The following is a 19,780-nucleotide window of genomic DNA, read 5'->3' on the forward strand; positions in this document are numbered from 1 at the left end:
CTACTGTCTCCCAATGAAATTCCGAGAACTTCTACTTTCGCTGACATTTGGTTCGCAGACGGGCGCCCCAATCGCCAATTCGGCGCCGCCATTCGGACCCCACGTCGCGTGTTGGGGGCAGTCGAGCCGCGGGGGTCGGCTCGACTGCCTGCACTAACACCAGGCGAAAATGGTTTCTTGCCAGCTGTCTGCTTAACCAGCGTGCGTCGACGCTCAGGGGGTCGCTGGAACGCATCATCGTCACCTGTGGGCCGGGTTCGCGCCGGCAGGTACAGACAATTGTTCAGTGACCCCCGAGGTCGATCTTCGAAATCACCTTCGATCGCCGTGCGTAGGTACATCCAGAGCATGACACTTCGGCTGGTTGAGCACATACGCTGAAATACCTGGACAGATACCTGCTTTTCCTTCGTCTTCCGAGTGGTCGCTGTCTCGGTCACGCCCAGAAGCGTTGCACATCCGACACTGTCGGGAAATTGGTCATCTGGATCCGAGACTTTCACCTCATCTGCGATCGACGATCATGATGCGACGATTCCTTGTGTGACCACGAACGCTCGACTCAGACGCAACCGCAGGCGCATTGCCAGGCGATTCAATCCCAACAATGTGTGGGCGAATGTCTTGGTGATTGCACTCTGTGCACTTGTCGCCTTGGCGATCGTCTGGAGCATGATCTTCGACAAAAGTCATTGGGGCTGACCCGCGGGCTCACGGCACCTGAACGTGGGGCGGGCGGGGCTCGAACCCGCGACCAATGGATTATGAGTCCACGGCTCTAACCGACTGAGCTACCGCCCCATCCGGATGCGATGCATCGCGGCGAATCCGAATGTTACCGGCACATCCGACGCGGATCACAATCGGGCAGGCGGTGACGCGTTGCACTCTTTCGAGTCGAGTCTTCCAAGGTTGGTCGGCACAGGCGCGATGAGCCGATACCGTGGGAGTGCACACCCCACGGAACAGGATCACCACATGAAGCTTGCACTGACCGAATTCAAGAACTCGAAGGCCACGATCCGGATCATCATGTCCGACGGCGCGAAACTGAACGGCACCGTCACCGATTTCACCGAAGACACTCTCGTTCTCAATTCTCCGAATGGTGTCTACTACATCAACCCCAGCCACATCATCCGGCTGTTCGAGCCGTCGGATCGCGCAGCGAAGTAGGCGCACCGGTCAGACAGTTCGACGGTTCCACCGAAAGCCCGACGCAGACACTTGCGTCGGGCTTTGGTGTATCTGTCGCCAATATCTTCGCGTCGCGTTCACGGGTGCTGATGCCGCCTATCCTCTCCGACATGGCGAACGACAGCGGACCACCTGAACTCGTGTTGTTCGACCTGGGCGGTGTGCTGTGTCGATTCGAGCCTGACCGTCGCGCCGCAGAACTGGCTGCGGCCATCGGCGTCACGGAAGACGAGATTCATGCCCTCGTGTTCGCGTCCGGGTTCGACCAGGAATGCGATCTCGGCATTCACTCCGAAACCGCGATCCTGGAACGCTTTCGACGACTCGGGTTTCCTGGTGACCGCGACGAGCTACGCCGAGCCTGGGCCAAGGCCTTCATCCCGGACCGCGCGGTCATCGATCTCGCAATCGCGCTTCGAAGCGAGGGGGTCGTGGTCGCCACACTCTCCGACAACGGACCTGTTCTCTTGGCCGCCATCGAGAGTGTCGTAACTCCATCGGCAATCGACGAGCATGTTTTCTCCTGCATGCTCGGAGCTACCAAACCCGAACCTGCGGCCTTCCTGGCTGCGCTGGAGTTGCTCGATGCGCGTCCACAGCAGACCTTCTTCGTCGACGACAACCCGGTGAACGTCCTCAGCGCTCGACGGCTGGGAATTCGCGGCGAACAAGCAAACAAGGCGGCAGACGTCGAATCGGCACTTCGATCGGTGGGTCTGCTGCGAGCGCACTAGGTCAGACAAAAACAAGGTCAGACCACAACAAGAAAGCCCCCCACCCGATTTCTCAGGTGAGGGGCTTTGCTGCTCCCCCGGCTGGACTCGAACCAGCAACCGTCCGATTAACAGTCGGAAGCTCTGCCAATTGAGCTACAGGGGATTGTCTTGCTCGCTTCGCCCGTTCCGGCGTTGCCTGAGAAACTGTAGCGAATCCTTCACCGAAGTACCAAATCGCCTGCCCAGCGAGTCATCAGGCAGGATGGAGTCAGGACGATCGGTGCTGGAGGGAAGCAGGAATGATGCGTTTGTTGATCGGTGTTGCAGCTGGGTACGTCCTGGGAACCAAAGCGGGCCGCGCACGATACGAGCAGATCAGCCGGGCCGCGAAGGCGGTGGCCACCAGTCCGGCCACCAAGAAGGTGTTGGACGCGTCACGGCAGAAGCTGGCCGACTCACTGAGTACTCAGCCCAAGCTCGAGCCGATGAAGCCGATCAACGAGGAGACTACGATTCTGGTCCCCCACGACCAGTTGAAGAAAAACCGTTAGGTCAGACGCTTTGGTCGCCGACAGCCTGCTCACGCAGCTGTCGGCGATACTGCTCCAGCGCCACGAGGTCGCCGAACAGTGAGTTGTACTCCTCGGGGGCTGCAGCAGGTGAAACGCGCTGAAGCTTGGATTTGAGGTCGGCAACCTGCTCGCCCACCCACGCTTCCTGCAGTCGTGCGAGCACTCCGTTGATGTAGCGCGGAACCGTGTCTTCGTCACACGGCATCGGTTCGACGGCCAGCTCAGATACAACCGAGGCCACCGTCATGTCTTCGACGCCCTTGGTGACGACTTCGATCCACTCGGCGCCGCCGAGTCCCTTGCTCGTTCCACCGGCGTCAGCCATTGCCTGTCTGATGACAACGTAGGCGGGGTGGGTGAACGTCTCGGGCGGCAACGAGTCGAAGACACTGCCGGCGATGCCAGGGTGCTGCAATGCGGCCTTGAGGACAGCTCGCTGCGTCGAGAGCGCGGGATCGTTGGGCCGGGGCCTGGAGATTCCGATCGGCAGCGCAAGCGCATCGGCAGCAGGCTGGTCGACAACCTGACGACGCTTGGGCGCCGGTGACGATCCGCGCGTCGACGCCCGTTTGCGAGCTTCGTCACGCACGCGTCGTCGAACCGACGGAAGATCGTCCCAACCGACCCATCCGCACAACAGATTCGCGTAGCTGTCGCGCAGAGTTGATTCCTTGATCTGCGCAACGACGGGCACGGTACGACGCAGTGCCTCGACACGACCTTCAGCGGTCTCCAGATCGTGTTCGGTGAGGATGGACTTCACCACGAACTCGAACATCGGAGTGCGCCGTGCCACGAGGTCGCGAACGGCGGCGTCACCAGACTTCAGTCGCAGATCGCACGGGTCCATTCCGTCGGGCGCGACGGCGACGAACGTCTGCCCGGCCATCTTTTGATCACCCTCGAACGCCTTCATCGCAGCGGCCTGCCCCGCGGCATCACCGTCGAAGGTGTAGATGATCTCACCGCGAAAGTAGCTGTCGTCCATCAGGAGTCGACGGAGCATCGCAAGGTGCTCCTCACCGAAGGCGGTTCCGCACGAAGCGACGGCGGTCTTGACGCCGGCCAAATGCATCGCCATGACGTCGGTGTAACCCTCGACGACTACCGCCTGGTGCCCCTTGGCGATGTCGCGCTTGGCGAGGTCCAAGCCGAACAAGACCTGAGACTTCTTGTAGAGAATCGTTTCCGGCGTGTTGACGTACTTACCCGGCATGGTGTCGTCGTCGAAGAGCTTGCGGGCACCGAAGCCGATGACGTCACCGGCGACGCTGCGGATCGGCCACAGAAGTCGGCGATGGAACCGGTCGATCGGACCTCGCCGGCCTTCTTTGGACAGCCCGGCTGCTTCTAGTTCTTTGAACTCGAAACCTTTGGACATCAAGTGTTTTGTGAGAGTGTCCCAACCTTCTGGCGCGTATCCACACCCGAACTGCAGGGCCGCTGCACCGTCGAAGTTTCTCTCGGTGAGGTAGTCGCGAGCCGCCTGGGCATCGGGTTCGCGCAGACGAGCGGCGTAGAACTCCTGAGCCGCCGCGTTTGCTGCGATCAAGCGTGCACGGGTGCCGCGATCGCGCTGAACGGACGGTCCGCCGCCCTCGTACGAAATCGTGTAGCTGAGTCGATCCGCCAACTGCTCGACGGCCTCGACGAAGCTGATGTGATCCATCTTCTGCAGGAACGAGTACACGTCACCACCCTCACCGCAGCCGAAGCAGTGGTAGAGGCCGTGGTTGGGTCGCACATGGAACGACGGCGACTTCTCGTCGTGAAAGGGACACAGACCTTTGATCGAATCGCCACCGGCACGCTTGAGTGAAACGTATTCACCGACGATGTCCTCGATGCGAGTGCGTTCGCGAATGGCCGCGATGTCTCTGTCAGAAATTCGGCCCGCCACGTACATCAGTCTAGGCGGTCCCCCGGCACCTCCTGACAACGATATGTTGATGGCCGACTCTGCAACGCAGCGATGGGACCGACGATGACTGAAAACGCCTCGAGCGCGCACGAAGGGCGATCAGGAACCCGATTCGGCGTGTACGAGTTGCGTAGCCTCCTCGGCCGAGGCGGAATGGGTGAAGTGTACGAGGCGTACGACACCTCGAAGGATCGCCTGGTCGCTCTCAAGTTGCTCCATCGAGAGCTTGCGGCCGACCCGTCATTCCAAGCTCGTTTCCGCCGAGAATCTCGCACCACCGCCGCCCTGAACGAACCGCACGTGATCCCTGTGCACGACTGGGGCGAGATCGACGGAGTTCTCTTCATCGACATGCGATTGGTCGAAGGTCATACGTTGCGAGCCGAGTTGACCGAATTCGGCCGACTCACGCCTGTACGAGCCGTCGACATCGTCTCGCAAATCGCGTCGGCGTTGGACGCCGCCCATGCCCGCGGGCTCATCCATCGTGACGTCAAACCAGACAACATCATTCTCACGAACAACGGCTTCGCCTACCTCGTCGACTTCGGAATCGCATACTCACAGACGGACACGAAGATCACCACCGAGGGAAGCGCAGTCGGTTCGTATGCATACATGGCGCCGGAGCGGTTCGGAATCGAAACGCCGACGGCCGCAGCGGATGTCTATTCCCTGGCTTGTGTCCTCTACCAATCACTCACCGGAACAACACCTTTCAACACCACAAGCATCGAGCATCTGGTCAATTCGCACCTGAACGCTCCGCCGCCACGCCCCACACTGGCGGTTCCGTCGCTCCCGCAAGGCCTTGACGCCATCGTGGCTCGCGGCATGGCAAAGGATCCCGCACACCGCTATCCGACTACGGGAGCGCTCGCACTCCAAGCGCGGCAGGCCCTCTCGACGACCGATACCCCCGGTGCCGCCGGCGGATTGCAACCCACGATCGTCGGGCAGCCCACCTACACCACGGCGAATCCCGCTCACGGGAACTACACGCACATCGTGACAAAGACCAAGCGAAACCGAGCACCGATCGCGATCGGTGCGGCTGGAATTGCACTCGTTCTGGCCGCAGGAGGCACGGCGGCCTGGGTGACGCTGGGGAACTCGGGCCCCGAATCACCAACCGCTGTAGCAGCTTCCACCGCCACGTCGGCACCGGCACCCATTCAGGATCCGGTCAGAACGCCGAAGCTCGAGCCGCTACCCACCGCCGGACAGCAGGCAACCACGACCACGCGGGCGCCGAACCCCGCCACGAAGAACGGCGATCTCGGGGTGAGCAAGCCGATCACCGTCCCCTCATGCAAAGGAACCGGAATCGTGGTGTTGGCCAATGCCACCGATCCGGCAACGTACGCCAGCGAGATCCAGAACTACCTCGACGCGTTCCCCGGCTCGAAATACCTACGCACAGACCAGTCCTGCCCGTCACTGCGTCAAGTCTCCGATTCGGGGACGGCGATCTACACGGTGTATCGCGAATCCGGGAACACCGAGTCGAAGATCTGCAAGGACGTTCGCGCAGCAGGCGGCGACGCTTACGGCAAGTGGCTCGATACCACTACCGACCCGTCGACGCGGATGACCTGCTGAAGGCGTAAGTGGCTCAGCCCCAGCTGGCCTGCGCGCCCAGGCTCGCTTTGTCCACCCGTTCGAGCCGACTCTCCGTGTACGACGCGATCTGATCCACCACTACCCGGACCCGAGCACCGTCGTCCGCGGCGCGTTCCCACGCGGGCAGCAGGATCGGATCGAGCCCGGCCGGCGCAGTTGCCAGCAGCCATTCCGCGACGCGATGAACACGATCACGCTGCCGATCCTGACGCGCCTTGTGTCCGGCGTCGGACATCACGTAATACAGCGCTACGGTCTTGAGCAACGCCACCTCGGATGCGACGGCCTCGGGTACGTCGAGGTCGGCTTGATAGCGCGAGAGGGGTCGGTCACCGTGTGTCAGCCGGGTGCTGGCGATCGCCGCGGTGGCGAAGCGACCCACCAATTCACTCGTAAGATTCTTCAACGCGACGGAACTTCCGAGTGTTCCGTCGAAACTTCCGACCCCGCGTACGACGGGGAGTTCGGACAGCCGTTGGGCGGCTTCGATCAGATCGTCGACTACCAACCCCCGAAACTCGGAGGCCCCCAGTTCTGCCAGTGCACGCTGCTCGGACGGATCGGCAAGCGAGCGAAGGTCGATGCGGCCTGCGATCACCCCGTCCTCCACGTCGTGCACGGAATAGGCGATGTCATCGGCCCAGTCCATGACCTGAGCTTCCAGGCATTGCCGACGCTCGGGCGCTCCCTCGCGAACCCAGGCGAGCACCTCTGCGTCGTCGTCGTATGCCCCGAACTTCGCGCCGGGCTCAGGGCGGGTCCAGGGATACTTGATGGCTGCGTCGAGTGACGCCCTGGTGAGATTGAGGCCTGCGCTCAGACCGTCGGGGCGCAGGATCTTGGGTTCGAGGCTGGTCAAGATCCGCAGATTCTGCGCATTGCCCTCGAAACCTCCGCAGTCCTTGGCGACTTCGTCGAGGGCCTTCTCGCCGTTGTGACCGTACGGTGGGTGCCCGATGTCGTGCGCGAGACCGGCGAGGTCCACCAGGTCCGGATCGCAACCGAGTCCGTCGGCAATCCCTCGCCCGATCTGTGCGACCTCCATCGAGTGTGTCAACCGCGTACGAGGCGTGTCACCGTCGCGCGGGCCGACAACCTGGGTCTTGTCGGCCAGCCGCCGCAAAGCCGCGGAGTGTTGGACGCGGGCCCGATCTCGCGAGAAGTCCGAACGATGCTGCGCCGCTGCGATCTGCGAACCCGGCAACCCCGCTCGCTTCGGCGCCTCGACGACACGACGTTCGAGGTCGTGTTCGGAGTAGGTGCCGCCTCCGTAGGTGGTGTGAGCTGTCATGGTCTCTATTGCCCTGCCGTGTAGGGGAAGTCTGCCGAGAAGTGCGTGAGCTGATACCAGAGCAGCGCGCCGGTTTCGCGAGCGATTCCGTGTAACTGGGATTCGCGGGTGAACACAGCCGGGCCTTGACGAGTAGGTGCGGTCCACGCTTGAAGGCCCGTGTCGCGGGCCATCGTCCGCGTTCGCAAGGAGTGCCACGGATCACTGACCAGGACGGCGGAATTGATTCCCTGCGAAGACATCTCGGCACTGACTGCGTCGATGCTGAGCAGTGTGTCCGAACCGGTCTCCACCGCGGTGATCGCACTCGAAGGAATTCCGCGATCGGTCAGATACATCTTTCCCGACGCCGCTTCGGTGTACTCGTCGCCTTCCTGTTTACCGCCGACAGTGATGATCTGCGGCGCCACTCCGCGCTTGTACAGCTTGTACGCCTGCTCGAGTCGGGCCTCGAAGACGGACGACGGAGTGCCGGAATACTGAGCCGCGCCCAGAACGACTATCGCGTCGGCCGGCCGCGTGTCGTCGATGCGCGCCACCTGCCACACCCGGAACGCAGTACCCCCGACCAGAACCACGGCCATCAACACTGCACCGGCGATCAGTCGGCGCGTCCAGCGAGCCAATCCTGCCCCGAAGCCGCCCGCCCGTGAGGGTGATGGGTCGTGGGGGCGGTTACCGAAAGCAGGTTTCACTCCCGCAATTCTGCCAGTTCGCGGCGATCACCTCCGATGCCGACGCGCCACAACGGATAGATTTGCGTCATGGCCCTCGCACCACACTTCTCGCAGTTGTCCTCGGTAGAGCAGAGTCGGACAATCACCCGACCCGTTCGCCGTCGGGGAAGCGCCGCCGCCGTCGCTGCGATTTTCGCTCTGCTGGCGCTCGTCTTCAGTCCTGCGCTCGCCTCGGCGGACGCCCCGATGGTGTTGCCGAATCACATCACCGACACCTCCGGGGTTCTCGACGCCGGGCAACGCAGCGACATACAAGCCGCGATCGATCAACTCGGCGAGGACCACCAGATCGATCTGTGGGTCGCGTTCGTCCCCGATTTCAACAACCTGGGTGGCCAGGCGTGGGCGCAGCAGACAGCCACGAAGTCGACGCTGAGTACCAAGTCCGTCCTGCTTGCAGTTGCCACGGCGGAGCGTGCTTACTACCTCGATGTGCCCGCTGAGCTGAGCAACATCACGGATTCCGACATCGAATCGATCAATACCGACGCGGTGGAACCGGCTCTCGCCGAGGATGATTGGACCGGCGCGGCGATTGCCGCGGCCGGCGCACTCGGCGACGCGAACAACACGAGCGGCGGAATGGGAGTCGGAACACTCCTCATCGCGGGCGGCGCTGTGGTGGTCGGGACGGGCGGCGTGGTCCTGTACTCACGCAAGCGCAAGAACGACAAGAACAAGGCAAGCGTCGAAGCCGCGAAGAACATCTCCCCCGACGACATCGCCAGCCTCAATGCACTCCCGCTGCCAACGCTCGACGAACGCGCGAAGGAGATCCTCGTCGAGACGGACAACGCGATCGCCGGCAGCCAGGAGGAACTCGATCTGGCCCGCAGCGAGTTCGGAGATTCCGCCGTCGCACCCTTCTCGGCAGCATTCGACAAGGCCAAGGCCACCCTCGCCGAAGCCTTCGCGATCAGGCAGCGACTCGACGACGCCATCCCGGAAACTCCCGATCAACGCCGCCAGATGCTGATCGACATCATTTCCTCGTGCGGTCGAGCCGACCAAGAACTCGAAGCTCGCGTCGAGGAGTTCGACGGGCTTCGCGACCTTCTCATCAACGCCCCCGCCCGTCTCGATGCGTTGACGCAGAGTGTTGTTTCTCTCAGCGTGCGCTTGCCCGAATCCGAGGCGATTCTGACCAAATTGAAGGATCAATTCCCCGCGCCGACGCTGGCATCGGTCGTGAACAACGTCACGATGGCGAGTGAGCGCCTGACGCTCGCCGAGAAGTCGATCGAGGAAGGACGAGACGCGACGGCACTGCCGGCCGGTAAGCAAGGCGCTGCCGTCACTGCGATTCGCACGGCCGAAGCCGCCCTCGATCAGGCACGCAAGCTACTCGACGGCGTCGATCACGCCGCCGACGACATCCGAAACGCCATCGCGACACTTCCGTCCGCGATGGACGACGTCCAGCAGGGCATCACCGCTGCGGACGCTTACCTGGCGCAAGGCGGGCAGAAGTTGGCGGACGCGAAGGCCGCAGCCCAGGCAGCGTTGGCGAATGCTCAGACGTCGAAGGACAGCGATCCGCTGACAGCCTTCAACCAGATCGTCGCAGCCGACGCCCAACTCGACGCGCTTCTTGCCGACGCTCAGGAGCAGAAGCAGCAGCTCGAACGTGCACAGCAGCGCCTCGCCCAGGACATTCTGGCCGCACAGGCTCAGGTGACCGCTGCAGGCGACTTCCTCGGAACCAGGCGCGGCGCGATCGGAGCGGAGGCGCGCACTCGCTACGCCGAGGCTCAGCGGCACCTGCAGGCGGCCCAGCAATTGCAGGCCTCGGATCCGTCGAAGGCGCTGCAACACGCCCAGGCCGCGACCACCTTGGCGACGCACTCACTTCGCGCCGCGCAGAACGACGTCAACACCTGGGAAGCAAACCAACGACCCCGTGGCGGCGGCGGCGATGCGACAGGAGCGATCCTCGGCGGCATCCTGATCAACAGCATTCTGCGAGGTGGCGGAGGGCCCCGTTCGTACGGCGGACCGAGCAGCAGCGGACGCTCCGGTCGCGGTGGCGGCGGCGGTGGTTTCGGCGGCGGGGGCGGCGGCCGAACCAGTCGAGGCGGCGGCGGCCGGTTCTGACGGATCCCGTCGAGGTAGTAAAATCCCTACTTTGTTCACGACCGCACTCGTCGTACGCTTCATCCGGCAAGTCGGGATCACAGATCATACGAAGGTGTTATGGAAAGCGTCGCCCCGCAGATAACCGTCGTTGTACCCACATACAACGAGCGTGAGAACCTGCCAAAGCTCGTCGATCGCCTCGCCGCGTTGAAGATCCCGAACCTGCACGTCCTCGTGGTGGATGACAACTCCCCCGACGGCACGGGTGAGGTTGCGGACAAGTTGGGTATCGACGGTCCCATCCCGGTCGGAGTGCTTCACCGCACGGTCAAGGACGGACTCGGCCGTGCTTACGTCGCGGGCATGAGCCGGGCTCTGGCGGAGAACGCAGACATCGTCATTCAGATGGACGCAGATCTCTCGCACCCGTCCGAGGCGATCCCCGCCATGATCGAGATCCTCACCACTACCGATGCGGCAGTCGTTCTCGGCTCCCGCTATGTCGAAGGCGGCGCAGTCGCCGGCGACTGGCCGTGGCACCGCAAGGCTTTGTCCGCCTGGGCGAACTTCTACGTCAACGCCATTCTGCGACTGCACGTCAAGGATGCGACCGCCGGCTTCAAGGCGTGGCATGCAAAGACCTTGCGCGACATCGACGTCGAATCGGTGCAGAGCAACGGCTACGCGTTCCAGGTCGAGATGAACTACCGAGTTGTTCAGCGCGGCATGAAGATCGCCGAAACGCCCATCCGCTTCGAGGAGCGCACCGAAGGCGTCTCCAAGATGAGTCTCTCGGTTCAGTTGGAGTCTGCACTGGTGCCGTGGAAGCTCAAGTTCGGCAAGAAGTCCCTGTGACCTCGGCGGCCGATCGAAAGTAGTCGGCCGTCTGCGTGTCCGACGGGTAGAACGATTCGATCGCAATCTCTGCGAGCGTGACGTCGCGCGGCGTACCGAACACTGTGGTGGTGCTGAACATCGCCAGTTCGGTATCGCCGACGCGTAGACGCAACGGAACCAGCAGGGAATTCGCGCGGTCGTCGTGCCAGTCTCCGCCGCTGGGATAGGCGCGCAGCTCGTCGAGCAACGACGACAGCTGCGCATCCGCACTGACCTCCACTTCCGAGCCAGCCTTGTGAGCAGGTGGGCCCGCCACTGCGCGAGGTTCACGATCCGCGGCGCCATGCCCTCGGGATGCAAGCTCAGACGCAAGACGTTCACCGGTGGTTCCAGGAGGAAATCAGCGGCGCCCGCGGTCAAAATTCCCACGGCCTGGTTCCCGGCGACCATCTCCCACTGCTGATCGACCACCACGGCCGGATACGGGTCATGCGCGTCGATGATGCGATCGATGGCCTCACTCACCGCTGACATCGGCGCTTCTGCCAACGACTTCTGCGAGTACTCCGGCGCGTGGCCACTTGCCAGCAGAAGCGTGTTCTGTTGTCGTAGAGGAACATCCAGACATTCGGACAGGTGAAGAATCATGTCCCGGCTCGGCTTGGAGCGGCCGGTTTCGATGAAGCTCAGATGCCTGGTCGACACTCCTGCCGCCGCCGAGAGTCCCAACTGAGTGAGCCTTCGCCGCTCCCGCCACCGCTTGAGTTCGGAGCCCACGTCCATCGTCTCGAAGGTCATTCTTTCAAGTTAGCGACCCGAGGTAGCCGAGGCCATGACCTCAGAGGTAATCGACCCGACGCAGTTTCGGAGGAACAGTGGTCTCAGCCGGCGAGGCCGCCGGACATTCACCACCGGAAACTGATCAAGGGAGCGACCATGAGCGACTTCGACGCAATCGCCGACGCCTACATCGACATGTGGAACGAAACCGATACCACCGCCCGTAAAGCACGGGTCGAGCAATTGTTCGCACCCGGCGGTCGCTACACCGATCCGCTCGCGGACGTCACCGGACACGATCAGATCGACGCGATGATCAACGCTGTGCAGCAACAATTTCCGGGCATGCACTTCACCCTCGTCGGACCTGTGGACGCGCATCACCGACAGGCCCGATTCGGTTGGGCTCTCGGCCCGTCGGGGGCCGAGTCACTGATCGACGGATTCGACGTACTCGAACGCGACGACGACGGCCGGGTGACGCTTGTCCTCGGGTTTCTCGACAAGGTGCCTTCGGCCTGAATCGGGACTACCACCGACAGCGTTCGTCACGAAGGTTGTCGGTGGTTCGTGGCATCATCGGTGCCGATGAACGCCGACGGATTTACCTGGTCCACACCGATTCCCGAGTCCGAGGGTGCTGAGTACGACGCTCACACGCTGACCGTCAACGGCCTTCCCACCGTCTATCGAACCGCCAAGACGACGCCGACCAAGCTCGGTCAGTTCGTCACACTGTGGCGCCGTTCCGAGGCCGGGCCCATCCGCCCATTCGACGCCAGCGACCGCGTGATGCTGTTCGTGGTGAAGGTATACGACGAAGAGCATTCGGGGCACTTCGTCTTTCCCGTCGAAACCCTCGTCGAACACGACATCGTCTCGACGAACTTCTCCGGCGGTAAGCGCGCTGTCCGGGTCTATGCACCCTGGGTTACGCCGACCAGCGCGCAAGCAGTCAGAACTCAGCGCTGGCAGATCCGGCATTTCGGCGAGTTCCCTGATGTACTCAGCTCGACTGTGTTCAGCTCAACTGTGTTCAGCTCAACTGATACGTCGCGATGATGACGCCTGTTGTCGTGGGGACGCTGTCGGTGAGGGTGAACTGAGCGAGCGCAGCTCCGTCGGGGAACAATCTGCGCCCGGTTCCGAGAACCAGCGGATGTATCAGCAGAGTGTAGGTGTCGACGAGACGTCGCTCGGCCAAGGACGTGATCAAGTCGCCGCTGCCCAGAATCACCAGATCCGGGCCCTCACTTTCCTTGAGCGTGGCGACCGCTTCGGCGGCATCACCTTTCAACAAGGTCGAGTTCTTCCACGGCAGCGGTTCACCCAAAGTCCTTGACGCTACGTACTTCTGCGTGTTGTCGAGCACCTCGGTGAACGGATTGTCGGTCTGAAACGGCCAGTACGAGGCGAAGTTTTCGTAGGTTTTGCGGCCGAACAGCAACTCCGATTTCTTCGCCATCCCCTCCCCCATCTTCTGCGCCATGACGGAATCGTTGAAGGGTGCTGCCCACCCACCGTGCTCGAATCCGCCACGACGGTCCTCGTCCGGCCCACCAGGTGCCTGCATGACACCGTCGAGAGTCACGCTGTTGGTCACGCTGAGTTTTCTCATAACTTCGATCCTGCGCCTGAAGGACCATCGGGGAAAGAGAAAACGGGCGGTCCTTCTCGATTGAGAAGGACCGCCCGTCAGCTTCGAACGAGAATCAGGAGCCGATCAGCCGTGCGGCCAGGTAGCTTTCCACCTGATCGAGGGCGACGCGTTCCTGCGCCATGGAGTCACGCTCACGCACCGTCACAGCCTGGTCTTCGAGAGTGTCGAAGTCGACCGTGATGCAGAACGGTGTGCCGATCTCGTCCTGGCGACGGTAACGACGACCGATGGCGCCGGCGTCGTCGAACTCGACGTTCCAATTCTGACGCAGCTGCGCTGCAAGATCTTTGGCCTTCGGAGTCAGGTCCGCGTTACGCGAGAGCGGCAGAACGGCAGCCTTGACGGGAGCGAGTCGGCGATCCAGTCGCAGCACTGTGCGCTTGTCGACGCCGCCCTTGGAGTTGGGCGCCTCGTCCTCGGTGTAGGCGTCGACCAGGAAGGCCATCAGCGAACGCGTGAGACCCGCCGCCGGCTCGATGACGTAGGGCGTGTACCGCTCGCCCGTCGTCTGGTCGTAGTAGTTCAGCTCGGTGCCCGAGTGCTTGGAGTGCGTCGAGAGATCGAAGTCGGTACGGTTCGCGATGCCCTCGAGCTCGCCCCATTCGCTGCCCTGGAAGTGGAAGCGGTACTCGATGTCGGTCGTGCCCTTCGAGTAGTGCGAAAGCTTTTCCGGCGCATGCTCGTACAGACGCAGGTTGTCCTTGTTGATACCGAGGCCGGTGTACCAGTCAAGGCGGTAGTCGATCCAGTACTGATGCCACTGCTCGTCCTCGCCCGGCTTGACGAAGAATTCCATCTCCATCTGCTCGAACTCGCGGGTGCGGAAGATGAAGTTGCCCGGGGTGATCTCGTTACGGAAGCTCTTGCCGATCTGACCGATGCCGAACGGCGGCTTCTTACGCGAGGTGGTCAGCACGTTGGCGAAGTTCACGAAGATGCCCTGTGCGGTCTCGGGGCGCAGGTAGTGCATGCCCTCTTCGCTCTCGACGGGGCCGAGGTACGTCTTGAGCATCATGTTGAAGTCGCGCGGCTCGGTCCACTGGCCGACGGTGCCGCAATCGGGGCAACCGATGACATCCATCGAGACGTCGTCCGGGTTGTCGAGCTTCTTCTTCTCCGCGTACGCCTCCTGCAGGTGATCCTGACGGTGACGCTTGTGACAGTTGAGGCACTCGACGAGCGGGTCGTTGAAGACACCGACGTGACCGGACGCGACCCACACCTCGCGGGGCAGAATCACCGACGAGTCGAGGCCGACAACGTCCTCGCGGCTGGTGACCATGTTGCGCCACCACTGGCGCTTGATGTTCTCCTTGAGCTCGACACCCAATGGGCCGTAGTCCCATGCGGACTTGGTACCGCCGTAGATCTCACCGCACGGGTAGACCAGGCCTCGCCGCTTGGCGAGATTGACAACGGCTTCGATCTTGGACTTGGGTGCCACTCGATTGCTCTCCATCTGGGTAATAGATGCATGATTTTCGTGCGCTTTTCGCACCATCAGCCTATCTGGCGGCTGCCACGCACTTCCGTCCAAGGTTGACATGCATACTTGTGCATATCAAAATGAAAGTGATTTGCAATAATGTGGTGAGATGGCTATGCCCGGACATCATGATCTACCCCTCGAAGGAGCCTCGCTGTGAGCATTGCGGATACCGGCGATCTCCACAAAAGCCATGATCATTCCGACCTCGGACACACGCACGACCCGTTCGAAGCCGCACCGCCCGCGCCCGTGCCGCCCAAGGAAACCCTGGCGGCAGCCGGCGAAATTCTGCGGGCGCTCGCTGCACCCGTTCGGATCGCGATCGTGCTTCAGTTGCACGAGTCGGAGCGTTGCGTTCACGAACTCGTCGGAGCTCTCGGTGTCACTCAGCCACTCATCAGCCAGCATCTGCGCGTACTCAAAGCAGCGGGCGTCGTCCGCGGCGAGCGCAACGGACGAGAAGTTCTCTATCGACTCGTCGACGATCACCTTGCACACATCGTCGTCGACGCTGTCGCCCACGCCGAAGAAGGATGAGATTCCACCGCATGAACACCCCGGGCAGTACGACCTCGAAACGTGGACCGGCCACAGTCGGCGTTCGTTCCACGAAACAGCGCAGCGCCATCTCCGCCCTGCTCGACGACATCGACGAATTCAAGTCGGCACAGGAATTGCACGACGAACTGCGCAAGCGAGGTGAAGGCATCGGCCTGACCACCGTCTACCGCACGCTGCAGGCACTCTCCGACGCCGGAACCATCGACGTCCTACGCACCGACACAGGTGAGTCCGTCTACCGACGCTGCTCCTCCGGGCACCACCATCACCTGGTGTGCCGCAACTGCGGATTCACCGTCGAGGTCGAGGGCCCGACGGTCGAGCAGTGGTCACAGACCATCGCCGAGGACAACGGTTTCACCGAAGTGAGTCACACCGTCGAGATCTTCGGCACCTGCCGCGACTGCGCCGCCGCCTGAGAGCGTCAGGGAATCAAACCCTGCCGGGCGGTATCGGCACCGGTGAGCGCCAGTAGCAACATCGTGGTCAGTGCCTCGTCGTCCAGTCCGGCGGCAGGGAACGTGTAACGCAGGATGACGTCCGCCAGACTGCCGTGGCCGAACACCGCGATGGAGCCGAATTGGATGGTGCGATTCCGCTCGGCCACCTTGCGATGCAGTGCCGCGCTCACCGGTCGGTCCCATGCGAGAACACACGTCATGGACAGCACGTCCAGACCCTCGGACAGATTCATCGCCTGGATGGAACACAGCGCGCCGGAGTACTGGAAACCCAGTGATCCGTCGGCAGCCACATCGACCGTCACGAAATGCGCCAGCGAGGCGGCCGCGCGTTCTTGTAGGCGGGCTGCTTCGTCGGTGGTGTCGGTCATGTTCTCCCCTGTCATTTGACGCCACCGAATCTACGGTCACGTGAGGCGTACTCGACGCAGGCGGCCCAAAGGTCGCGGCGGTCGAAATCGGGAAACAGCTTCTCCTGGTACACCATTTCGGCGTAGGCAGATTGCCAGATCAAGAAATTGGACGTCCGCTGTTCCCCCGACGGACGCAGGAAGAGATCGACGTCGGGCATTTCGGGTTCGTCGAGGTACTTGGCAACCGTCGCCTCGGTGATCTTGTCCGGATTGATCTCACCGGCCGCGACACGCTTCGCGATTTCCTTTACCGCATCGGCAATTTCGGCCCGGCCGCCGTAGTTCACACACATGGTCAAGTTCATGACGGTGTTGTTCTTGGTCAGTTCTTCGGCGATCTCGAGTTCCTTGATCACGCTGGCCCACAGGCGTGGCTTACGACCGGCCCAGCGAACACGCACACCCATTTCGTTCATCTCGTCGCGTCGACGGCGGATGACATCACGGTTGAAGCCCATCAGGAATCGAACCTCGTCGGGACTGCGCTTCCAGTTCTCGGTGGAGAAGGCGTAAGCGGAGAGCCACTCGACACCCATCTCGATGCACCCGCAGACGGTGTCCATCAGGACAGCTTCGCCGCGTTCGTGCCCGGCGGTTCGGGGCAGACCGCGCTCCTGCGCCCATCGTCCGTTGCCGTCCATCACCAAAGCGACGTGGCGCGGGATCAGTTCGGTCTGCAGGATCGGCGGGGTCGCCCCGGACGGATGTGGGTCCGGTGGTCGGATCACCCGGTCAGCAGCAGAATCAAGCGGAGTTCGCGGTTCGCGTCGTCGAATCACGTGTTCCATCCTGCCTCACGGGCAAGTCGACCTCGACGGCTGCATGCGGCCTCGAACGCTCGATCAGCGGCAACGTCCGCAATTGGCGCTCGAGATGCCACTGCAGGTGTGCCGCGACCAGTCCGCTGGCTTGCGTCCGCAGCGTCGCGGGCGCCGAATCGGTACCCTCCCACTCCCCTCGGAGCAGGGCTTCCATCAAGTCGAGCACTCCGGGCGACGGCGTCGCAGCACCCGCCGGGCGGCAATAGGTACACACGGCTCCGCCTGCGGCGACATGAAAGGCCCGGTGCGGTCCAGGAGCACTGCAGCGGGCGCACTCTTCGAGGGCAGGCGCCCAACCCGCATAGCCCATGGCTCTCAACAAGAACGCGTCGAGCACGAACTCGACCGGTCGTGCCTGCTCGGCGATCGCACGCAGTGCTCCCACCGTCAATCGCTGAAGCTGCGGGGCCGGCGCGCGTTCCTCGCCGGCCAACCGCTCGGCAGTTTCGAGTACGGCGCAGGCCGTGGTGTACCGGCTGTAGTCGTCGACGATGTCGGTGGCGAATGCGTCGACCGTCTGCACCTGAGTGATGATGTCGAGATTCTTGCCCGGAAGTAGTTGCACGTCGATGTGAGCAAACGGTTCGAGTCTGGCACCGAATTTGGAGGTGGTTCGGCGGACACCTTTGGCCACGGCACGTACCAACCCGAACTGACGGGTGAGCAACGTGACGATGTGGTCGGCTTCGCCCAGTTTGTGCAGGCGCAGCACCACCGCCGTGTCTCGATACAACCTCACTCGACCAGTGTCCCACGTTGTACCGACGACCGATCCCGATGCCGCGCCCGATGACAAGTCGGAAACACGGCAGGTCCGTCCGGATAGACTGGCGCGATGCCGAGCGACGCAATTGTGCAACCTGTCACTGCAGAGTTGACCGGTCGCGAAGCGCGGTGGGAGCGACACAACTCCGAGCGTCAGAAACGGATACTCACCTCGGCGGTCGAACTGATCGAAGAGCGTGCGGCAGGTGCCGAGGTGTCCGTCCAGCAGATCGCCGATCGTGCCGGCCTCGCCAAGTCGGTGGTGTACCGCCAATTCAGCGGCCGAGACGACCTCGATCGACGAGTGCGAGCGTTCGTGCTCGGCCAATTTGCGGCGGCCCTGGATGCTTCGATGAGCATTTCGGTAGGCACTCTCGACCAGATCCTGACCCGAACCATCAGCGCCGTCGCCGAGTGGATCACCGAGCATCCGCGGATTCACGAGTTCATGGGTACCGGCCCCACCGACTACGACGACGAGAGCATCGACGCGATCAGCAGTCTGAAGGCCACAATCGCCGACTCCGCCCTCACCACTATCACCGAAGTCGGTCGATCCGTGGGGATCGACTCCTCACCCTTCGATTCACTACCGTTCGCAGTGGTGACAATGGTCGAGGGCACGCTCACCCACTGGGTCCGAAGCACCGATCCGAAGCCGAGCCGCGAAGAGATCGTCGCCGACCTCGCGAAATACACCTGGTACATGTTCGACGGCGTTGCCCGCTCGAGCGGACTACAGATCGATCCCCATGTCGAATTGTCCACGCTCATAGCCGAGCTGGTGTCCTCCGACGGAGGAACTTCGCGGCCGGACTAGATCCGGGTCTTGTCGGAACGCTTCGGCTCGCCGCGGTAGCGGGCGTAGTCGCCGTCGATGCGCAGCTTTCGCCACGCACGCTTCGACACCGGATTCATCAATCCGAGTTCGTCTGCCAGGGCTCGCATTTCGCCGAAGTAGTTACCCAGGATGCGGCGTGAATGCGGGCTCCCCCAGAAGGCGCTCTTCATCACCTCGTCCGGGATTCCGAATTCTTCGGCGAATTCCTTTGGCGGTGACATGATTTCACCCGCAAGCCAACGCATCGCGCCGGGGAAGGCGACCGATGTGATGGCTCGACTCGTACGACTGAGTCTGGGGACGTGATTGCGCAGGAACTCGTGAGCAAACGAGATGTGTCTCGCTTCTTCGGCGATGTGAATCTCCATGGTGCGGAGCATCGCCGGCGGCGTGTCCTTACCCTCACGGATGAGATCCTTCTGGAAGTGGTCGATCGGTTCTTCACCAGCCAGAATGCCGATGAAGAAGATGACCGGGAACTTTGCTCCCAGCACCCCGATGATCGGCGACAGCCGCCGGAACATCGGACGCATACCCGGCACGTCGATGTCCATGCGATTGACGAGTTCCTGGAACATCTGGATGTGATTGCACTCTTCGGTCATCTCGTGCAGGCAGTACCGGAACTCAGGCGACTGGTTGGGTAGCGCCATGATGTATTGCAGCATCCCCCGGATCAAGATGCTCTCGAAGGCCGAACCCACCTTGGTCACGTTCGCCTGACGCCACATTCCCATGGCGATTCGACGCTCCAACGACTGATCCTGGTACCACTGCGTCGCCCCGAGGGGGTCCGACACGGACGAGAGCACCCATCTCGGATCATGCGGATCGATCGCGAACTCTGTTGAATCCCAGTCGATGTCGAGATAGGGATCGAAACTGCGGGCAACTGAGCCCTCGGACAAAGTCTGCAGTACCTGGTGGTACGGCTTTTCCACTTCGATCGACGCTGACCGAGCCATCGGTGTCTCCTCACGGCCAGTCCGTCGATTGCAGTCGACGGACTTGAATGAGGT

At 62.3% G+C, this 19,780-nt stretch carries 20 protein-coding genes, 2 tRNA genes and 1 pseudogene; 11 read left to right on the top strand and 12 right to left on the bottom strand.

The window, feature by feature from the left end:
• Positions 1–727: 727 nt before the first annotated feature.
• Positions 728–801, bottom strand: a tRNA-Ile gene (locus EHW12_RS18160).
• A 177-nt stretch (positions 802–978) separates the two neighbouring features.
• Here EHW12_RS18160 and EHW12_RS35335 point away from each other — a divergent pair.
• Together EHW12_RS35335 and EHW12_RS18170 are read left to right on the top strand one after the other, a co-directional pair.
• A complete protein-coding gene (locus EHW12_RS35335) occupies positions 979–1,176 on the top strand; it encodes a hypothetical protein (protein ID WP_003941659.1) in 198 nt (65 codons plus the stop codon).
• Between the two features lie 131 nt (positions 1,177–1,307).
• A complete protein-coding gene (locus EHW12_RS18170) occupies positions 1,308–1,931 on the top strand; it encodes an HAD-IA family hydrolase (RefSeq protein WP_223304513.1) in 624 nt (207 codons plus the stop codon).
• Positions 1,932–2,003: 72 nt separating this feature from the next.
• Here the strand turns inward: EHW12_RS18170 and EHW12_RS18175 are convergent.
• A tRNA-Asn gene (locus tag EHW12_RS18175) sits at positions 2,004–2,076 on the bottom strand.
• 136 nt (positions 2,077–2,212) lie between these two features.
• On the opposite strand from EHW12_RS18175, the gene EHW12_RS18180 reads away from it, so the two are divergent.
• Complete coding sequence (locus EHW12_RS18180) at positions 2,213–2,464, top strand: hypothetical protein (RefSeq protein WP_003941570.1); 252 nt, start codon at positions 2,213–2,215, stop codon at positions 2,462–2,464.
• 1 nt (position 2,465) lies between these two features.
• Here the strand turns inward: EHW12_RS18180 and dnaG are convergent, their stop codons facing one another.
• Positions 2,466–4,385: a DNA primase gene (dnaG, locus tag EHW12_RS18185; protein WP_030536590.1), complete on the bottom strand. Its 1,920-nt coding sequence runs from the start codon at positions 4,383–4,385 to the stop codon at positions 2,466–2,468.
• A gap of 72 nt (positions 4,386–4,457) precedes the next feature.
• Here dnaG and EHW12_RS18190 point away from each other — a divergent pair, with 72 nt between their 5' ends.
• On the top strand, positions 4,458–6,008 hold the full coding sequence (locus EHW12_RS18190; RefSeq protein WP_125051419.1) for a serine/threonine-protein kinase: 1,551 nt from the start codon (positions 4,458–4,460) through the stop codon (positions 6,006–6,008).
• Positions 6,009–6,021: 13 nt separating this feature from the next.
• On the opposite strand, the gene EHW12_RS18195 is transcribed toward EHW12_RS18190, so the two are convergent.
• Both EHW12_RS18195 and EHW12_RS18200 read right to left on the bottom strand, forming a co-directional pair.
• Positions 6,022–7,320, bottom strand: coding sequence for a deoxyguanosinetriphosphate triphosphohydrolase (locus EHW12_RS18195; protein ID WP_125051421.1), 1,299 nt, complete (start codon positions 7,318–7,320; stop codon positions 6,022–6,024).
• Between the two features lie 5 nt (positions 7,321–7,325).
• Positions 7,326–7,904: a YdcF family protein gene (locus EHW12_RS18200; RefSeq protein WP_128638009.1), complete on the bottom strand. Its 579-nt coding sequence runs from the start codon at positions 7,902–7,904 to the stop codon at positions 7,326–7,328.
• A gap of 180 nt (positions 7,905–8,084) precedes the next feature.
• On the opposite strand from EHW12_RS18200, the gene EHW12_RS18205 reads away from it, so the two are divergent.
• The gene (locus EHW12_RS18205; RefSeq protein ID WP_030536592.1) at positions 8,085–10,151 is read left to right on the top strand and encodes a TPM domain-containing protein; all 2,067 of its coding nucleotides are present in this window, start codon (positions 8,085–8,087) and stop codon (positions 10,149–10,151) included.
• A 99-nt stretch (positions 10,152–10,250) separates the two neighbouring features.
• Complete coding sequence (locus EHW12_RS18210; RefSeq protein WP_003944487.1) at positions 10,251–10,988, top strand: polyprenol monophosphomannose synthase; 738 nt, start codon at positions 10,251–10,253, stop codon at positions 10,986–10,988.
• Here EHW12_RS18210 and EHW12_RS18215 read toward each other — a convergent pair.
• Positions 10,963–11,768, bottom strand: a pseudogene (locus EHW12_RS18215) (helix-turn-helix transcriptional regulator). The gene EHW12_RS18210 and the pseudogene EHW12_RS18215 overlap by 26 nt on opposite strands.
• A gap of 138 nt (positions 11,769–11,906) precedes the next feature.
• On the opposite strand from EHW12_RS18215, the gene EHW12_RS18220 reads away from it, so the two are divergent.
• Together EHW12_RS18220 and EHW12_RS18225 are read left to right on the top strand one after the other, a co-directional pair.
• Positions 11,907–12,272 carry a nuclear transport factor 2 family protein gene (locus tag EHW12_RS18220; RefSeq protein ID WP_054781579.1) on the top strand — a complete coding sequence of 122 codons (366 nt, stop codon included), beginning with the start codon at positions 11,907–11,909 and terminating at the stop codon, positions 12,270–12,272.
• 48 nt (positions 12,273–12,320) lie between these two features.
• A complete protein-coding gene (locus EHW12_RS18225) occupies positions 12,321–12,812 on the top strand; it encodes a MepB family protein (RefSeq protein WP_054781578.1) in 492 nt (163 codons plus the stop codon).
• Here the strand turns inward: EHW12_RS18225 and EHW12_RS18230 are convergent.
• Both EHW12_RS18230 and EHW12_RS18235 read right to left on the bottom strand, forming a co-directional pair.
• A complete protein-coding gene (locus EHW12_RS18230) occupies positions 12,787–13,368 on the bottom strand; it encodes a dihydrofolate reductase family protein (protein ID WP_003944459.1) in 582 nt (193 codons plus the stop codon). The two genes, EHW12_RS18225 and EHW12_RS18230, sit on opposite strands and share 26 nt — an antisense overlap.
• Before the next feature lie 94 nt (positions 13,369–13,462).
• Positions 13,463–14,854, bottom strand: a complete 1,392-nt coding sequence (locus EHW12_RS18235) for a glycine--tRNA ligase (RefSeq protein WP_003944491.1) — start codon at positions 14,852–14,854, stop codon at positions 13,463–13,465.
• Between the two features lie 294 nt (positions 14,855–15,148).
• Here EHW12_RS18235 and EHW12_RS18240 point away from each other — a divergent pair, with 294 nt between their 5' ends.
• Together EHW12_RS18240 and EHW12_RS18245 are read left to right on the top strand one after the other, a co-directional pair.
• Positions 15,149–15,436 carry a metalloregulator ArsR/SmtB family transcription factor gene (locus EHW12_RS18240; protein WP_223257795.1) on the top strand — a complete coding sequence of 96 codons (288 nt, stop codon included), beginning with the start codon at positions 15,149–15,151 and terminating at the stop codon, positions 15,434–15,436.
• An 11-nt stretch (positions 15,437–15,447) separates the two neighbouring features.
• Positions 15,448–15,879: a Fur family transcriptional regulator gene (locus EHW12_RS18245; RefSeq protein ID WP_003944514.1), complete on the top strand. Its 432-nt coding sequence runs from the start codon at positions 15,448–15,450 to the stop codon at positions 15,877–15,879.
• Positions 15,880–15,884: 5 nt separating this feature from the next.
• Here the strand turns inward: EHW12_RS18245 and EHW12_RS18250 are convergent, their stop codons facing one another.
• The 3 genes from EHW12_RS18250 to recO are packed head-to-tail and all read right to left on the bottom strand — an operon-like array spanning position 15,885 to position 17,894.
• The gene (locus tag EHW12_RS18250; protein ID WP_019749000.1) at positions 15,885–16,307 is read right to left on the bottom strand and encodes a YbjN domain-containing protein; all 423 of its coding nucleotides are present in this window, start codon (positions 16,305–16,307) and stop codon (positions 15,885–15,887) included.
• Positions 16,304–17,122 carry an isoprenyl transferase gene (locus tag EHW12_RS18255; RefSeq protein WP_030536597.1) on the bottom strand — a complete coding sequence of 273 codons (819 nt, stop codon included), beginning with the start codon at positions 17,120–17,122 and terminating at the stop codon, positions 16,304–16,306. Before EHW12_RS18255 ends, EHW12_RS18250 begins: the two co-directional genes overlap by 4 nt.
• Positions 17,079–17,894: a DNA repair protein RecO gene (recO, locus tag EHW12_RS18260; protein ID WP_029255636.1), complete on the bottom strand. Its 816-nt coding sequence runs from the start codon at positions 17,892–17,894 to the stop codon at positions 17,079–17,081. Before recO ends, EHW12_RS18255 begins: the two co-directional genes overlap by 44 nt.
• A gap of 96 nt (positions 17,895–17,990) precedes the next feature.
• Here recO and EHW12_RS18265 point away from each other — a divergent pair, with 96 nt between their 5' ends.
• On the top strand, positions 17,991–18,740 hold the full coding sequence (locus EHW12_RS18265) for a TetR/AcrR family transcriptional regulator (RefSeq protein WP_042924100.1): 750 nt from the start codon (positions 17,991–17,993) through the stop codon (positions 18,738–18,740).
• On the opposite strand, the gene EHW12_RS18270 is transcribed toward EHW12_RS18265, so the two are convergent.
• Positions 18,737–19,726, bottom strand: coding sequence for a diiron oxygenase (locus tag EHW12_RS18270; protein WP_125051423.1), 990 nt, complete (start codon positions 19,724–19,726; stop codon positions 18,737–18,739). The two genes, EHW12_RS18265 and EHW12_RS18270, sit on opposite strands and share 4 nt — an antisense overlap.
• Positions 19,727–19,780 lie beyond the last annotated feature (54 nt).

This window comes from Rhodococcus sp. NJ-530, from assembly GCF_003860625.1.
Taxonomy (GTDB): domain Bacteria; phylum Actinomycetota; class Actinomycetes; order Mycobacteriales; family Mycobacteriaceae; genus Rhodococcus_F; species Rhodococcus_F qingshengii.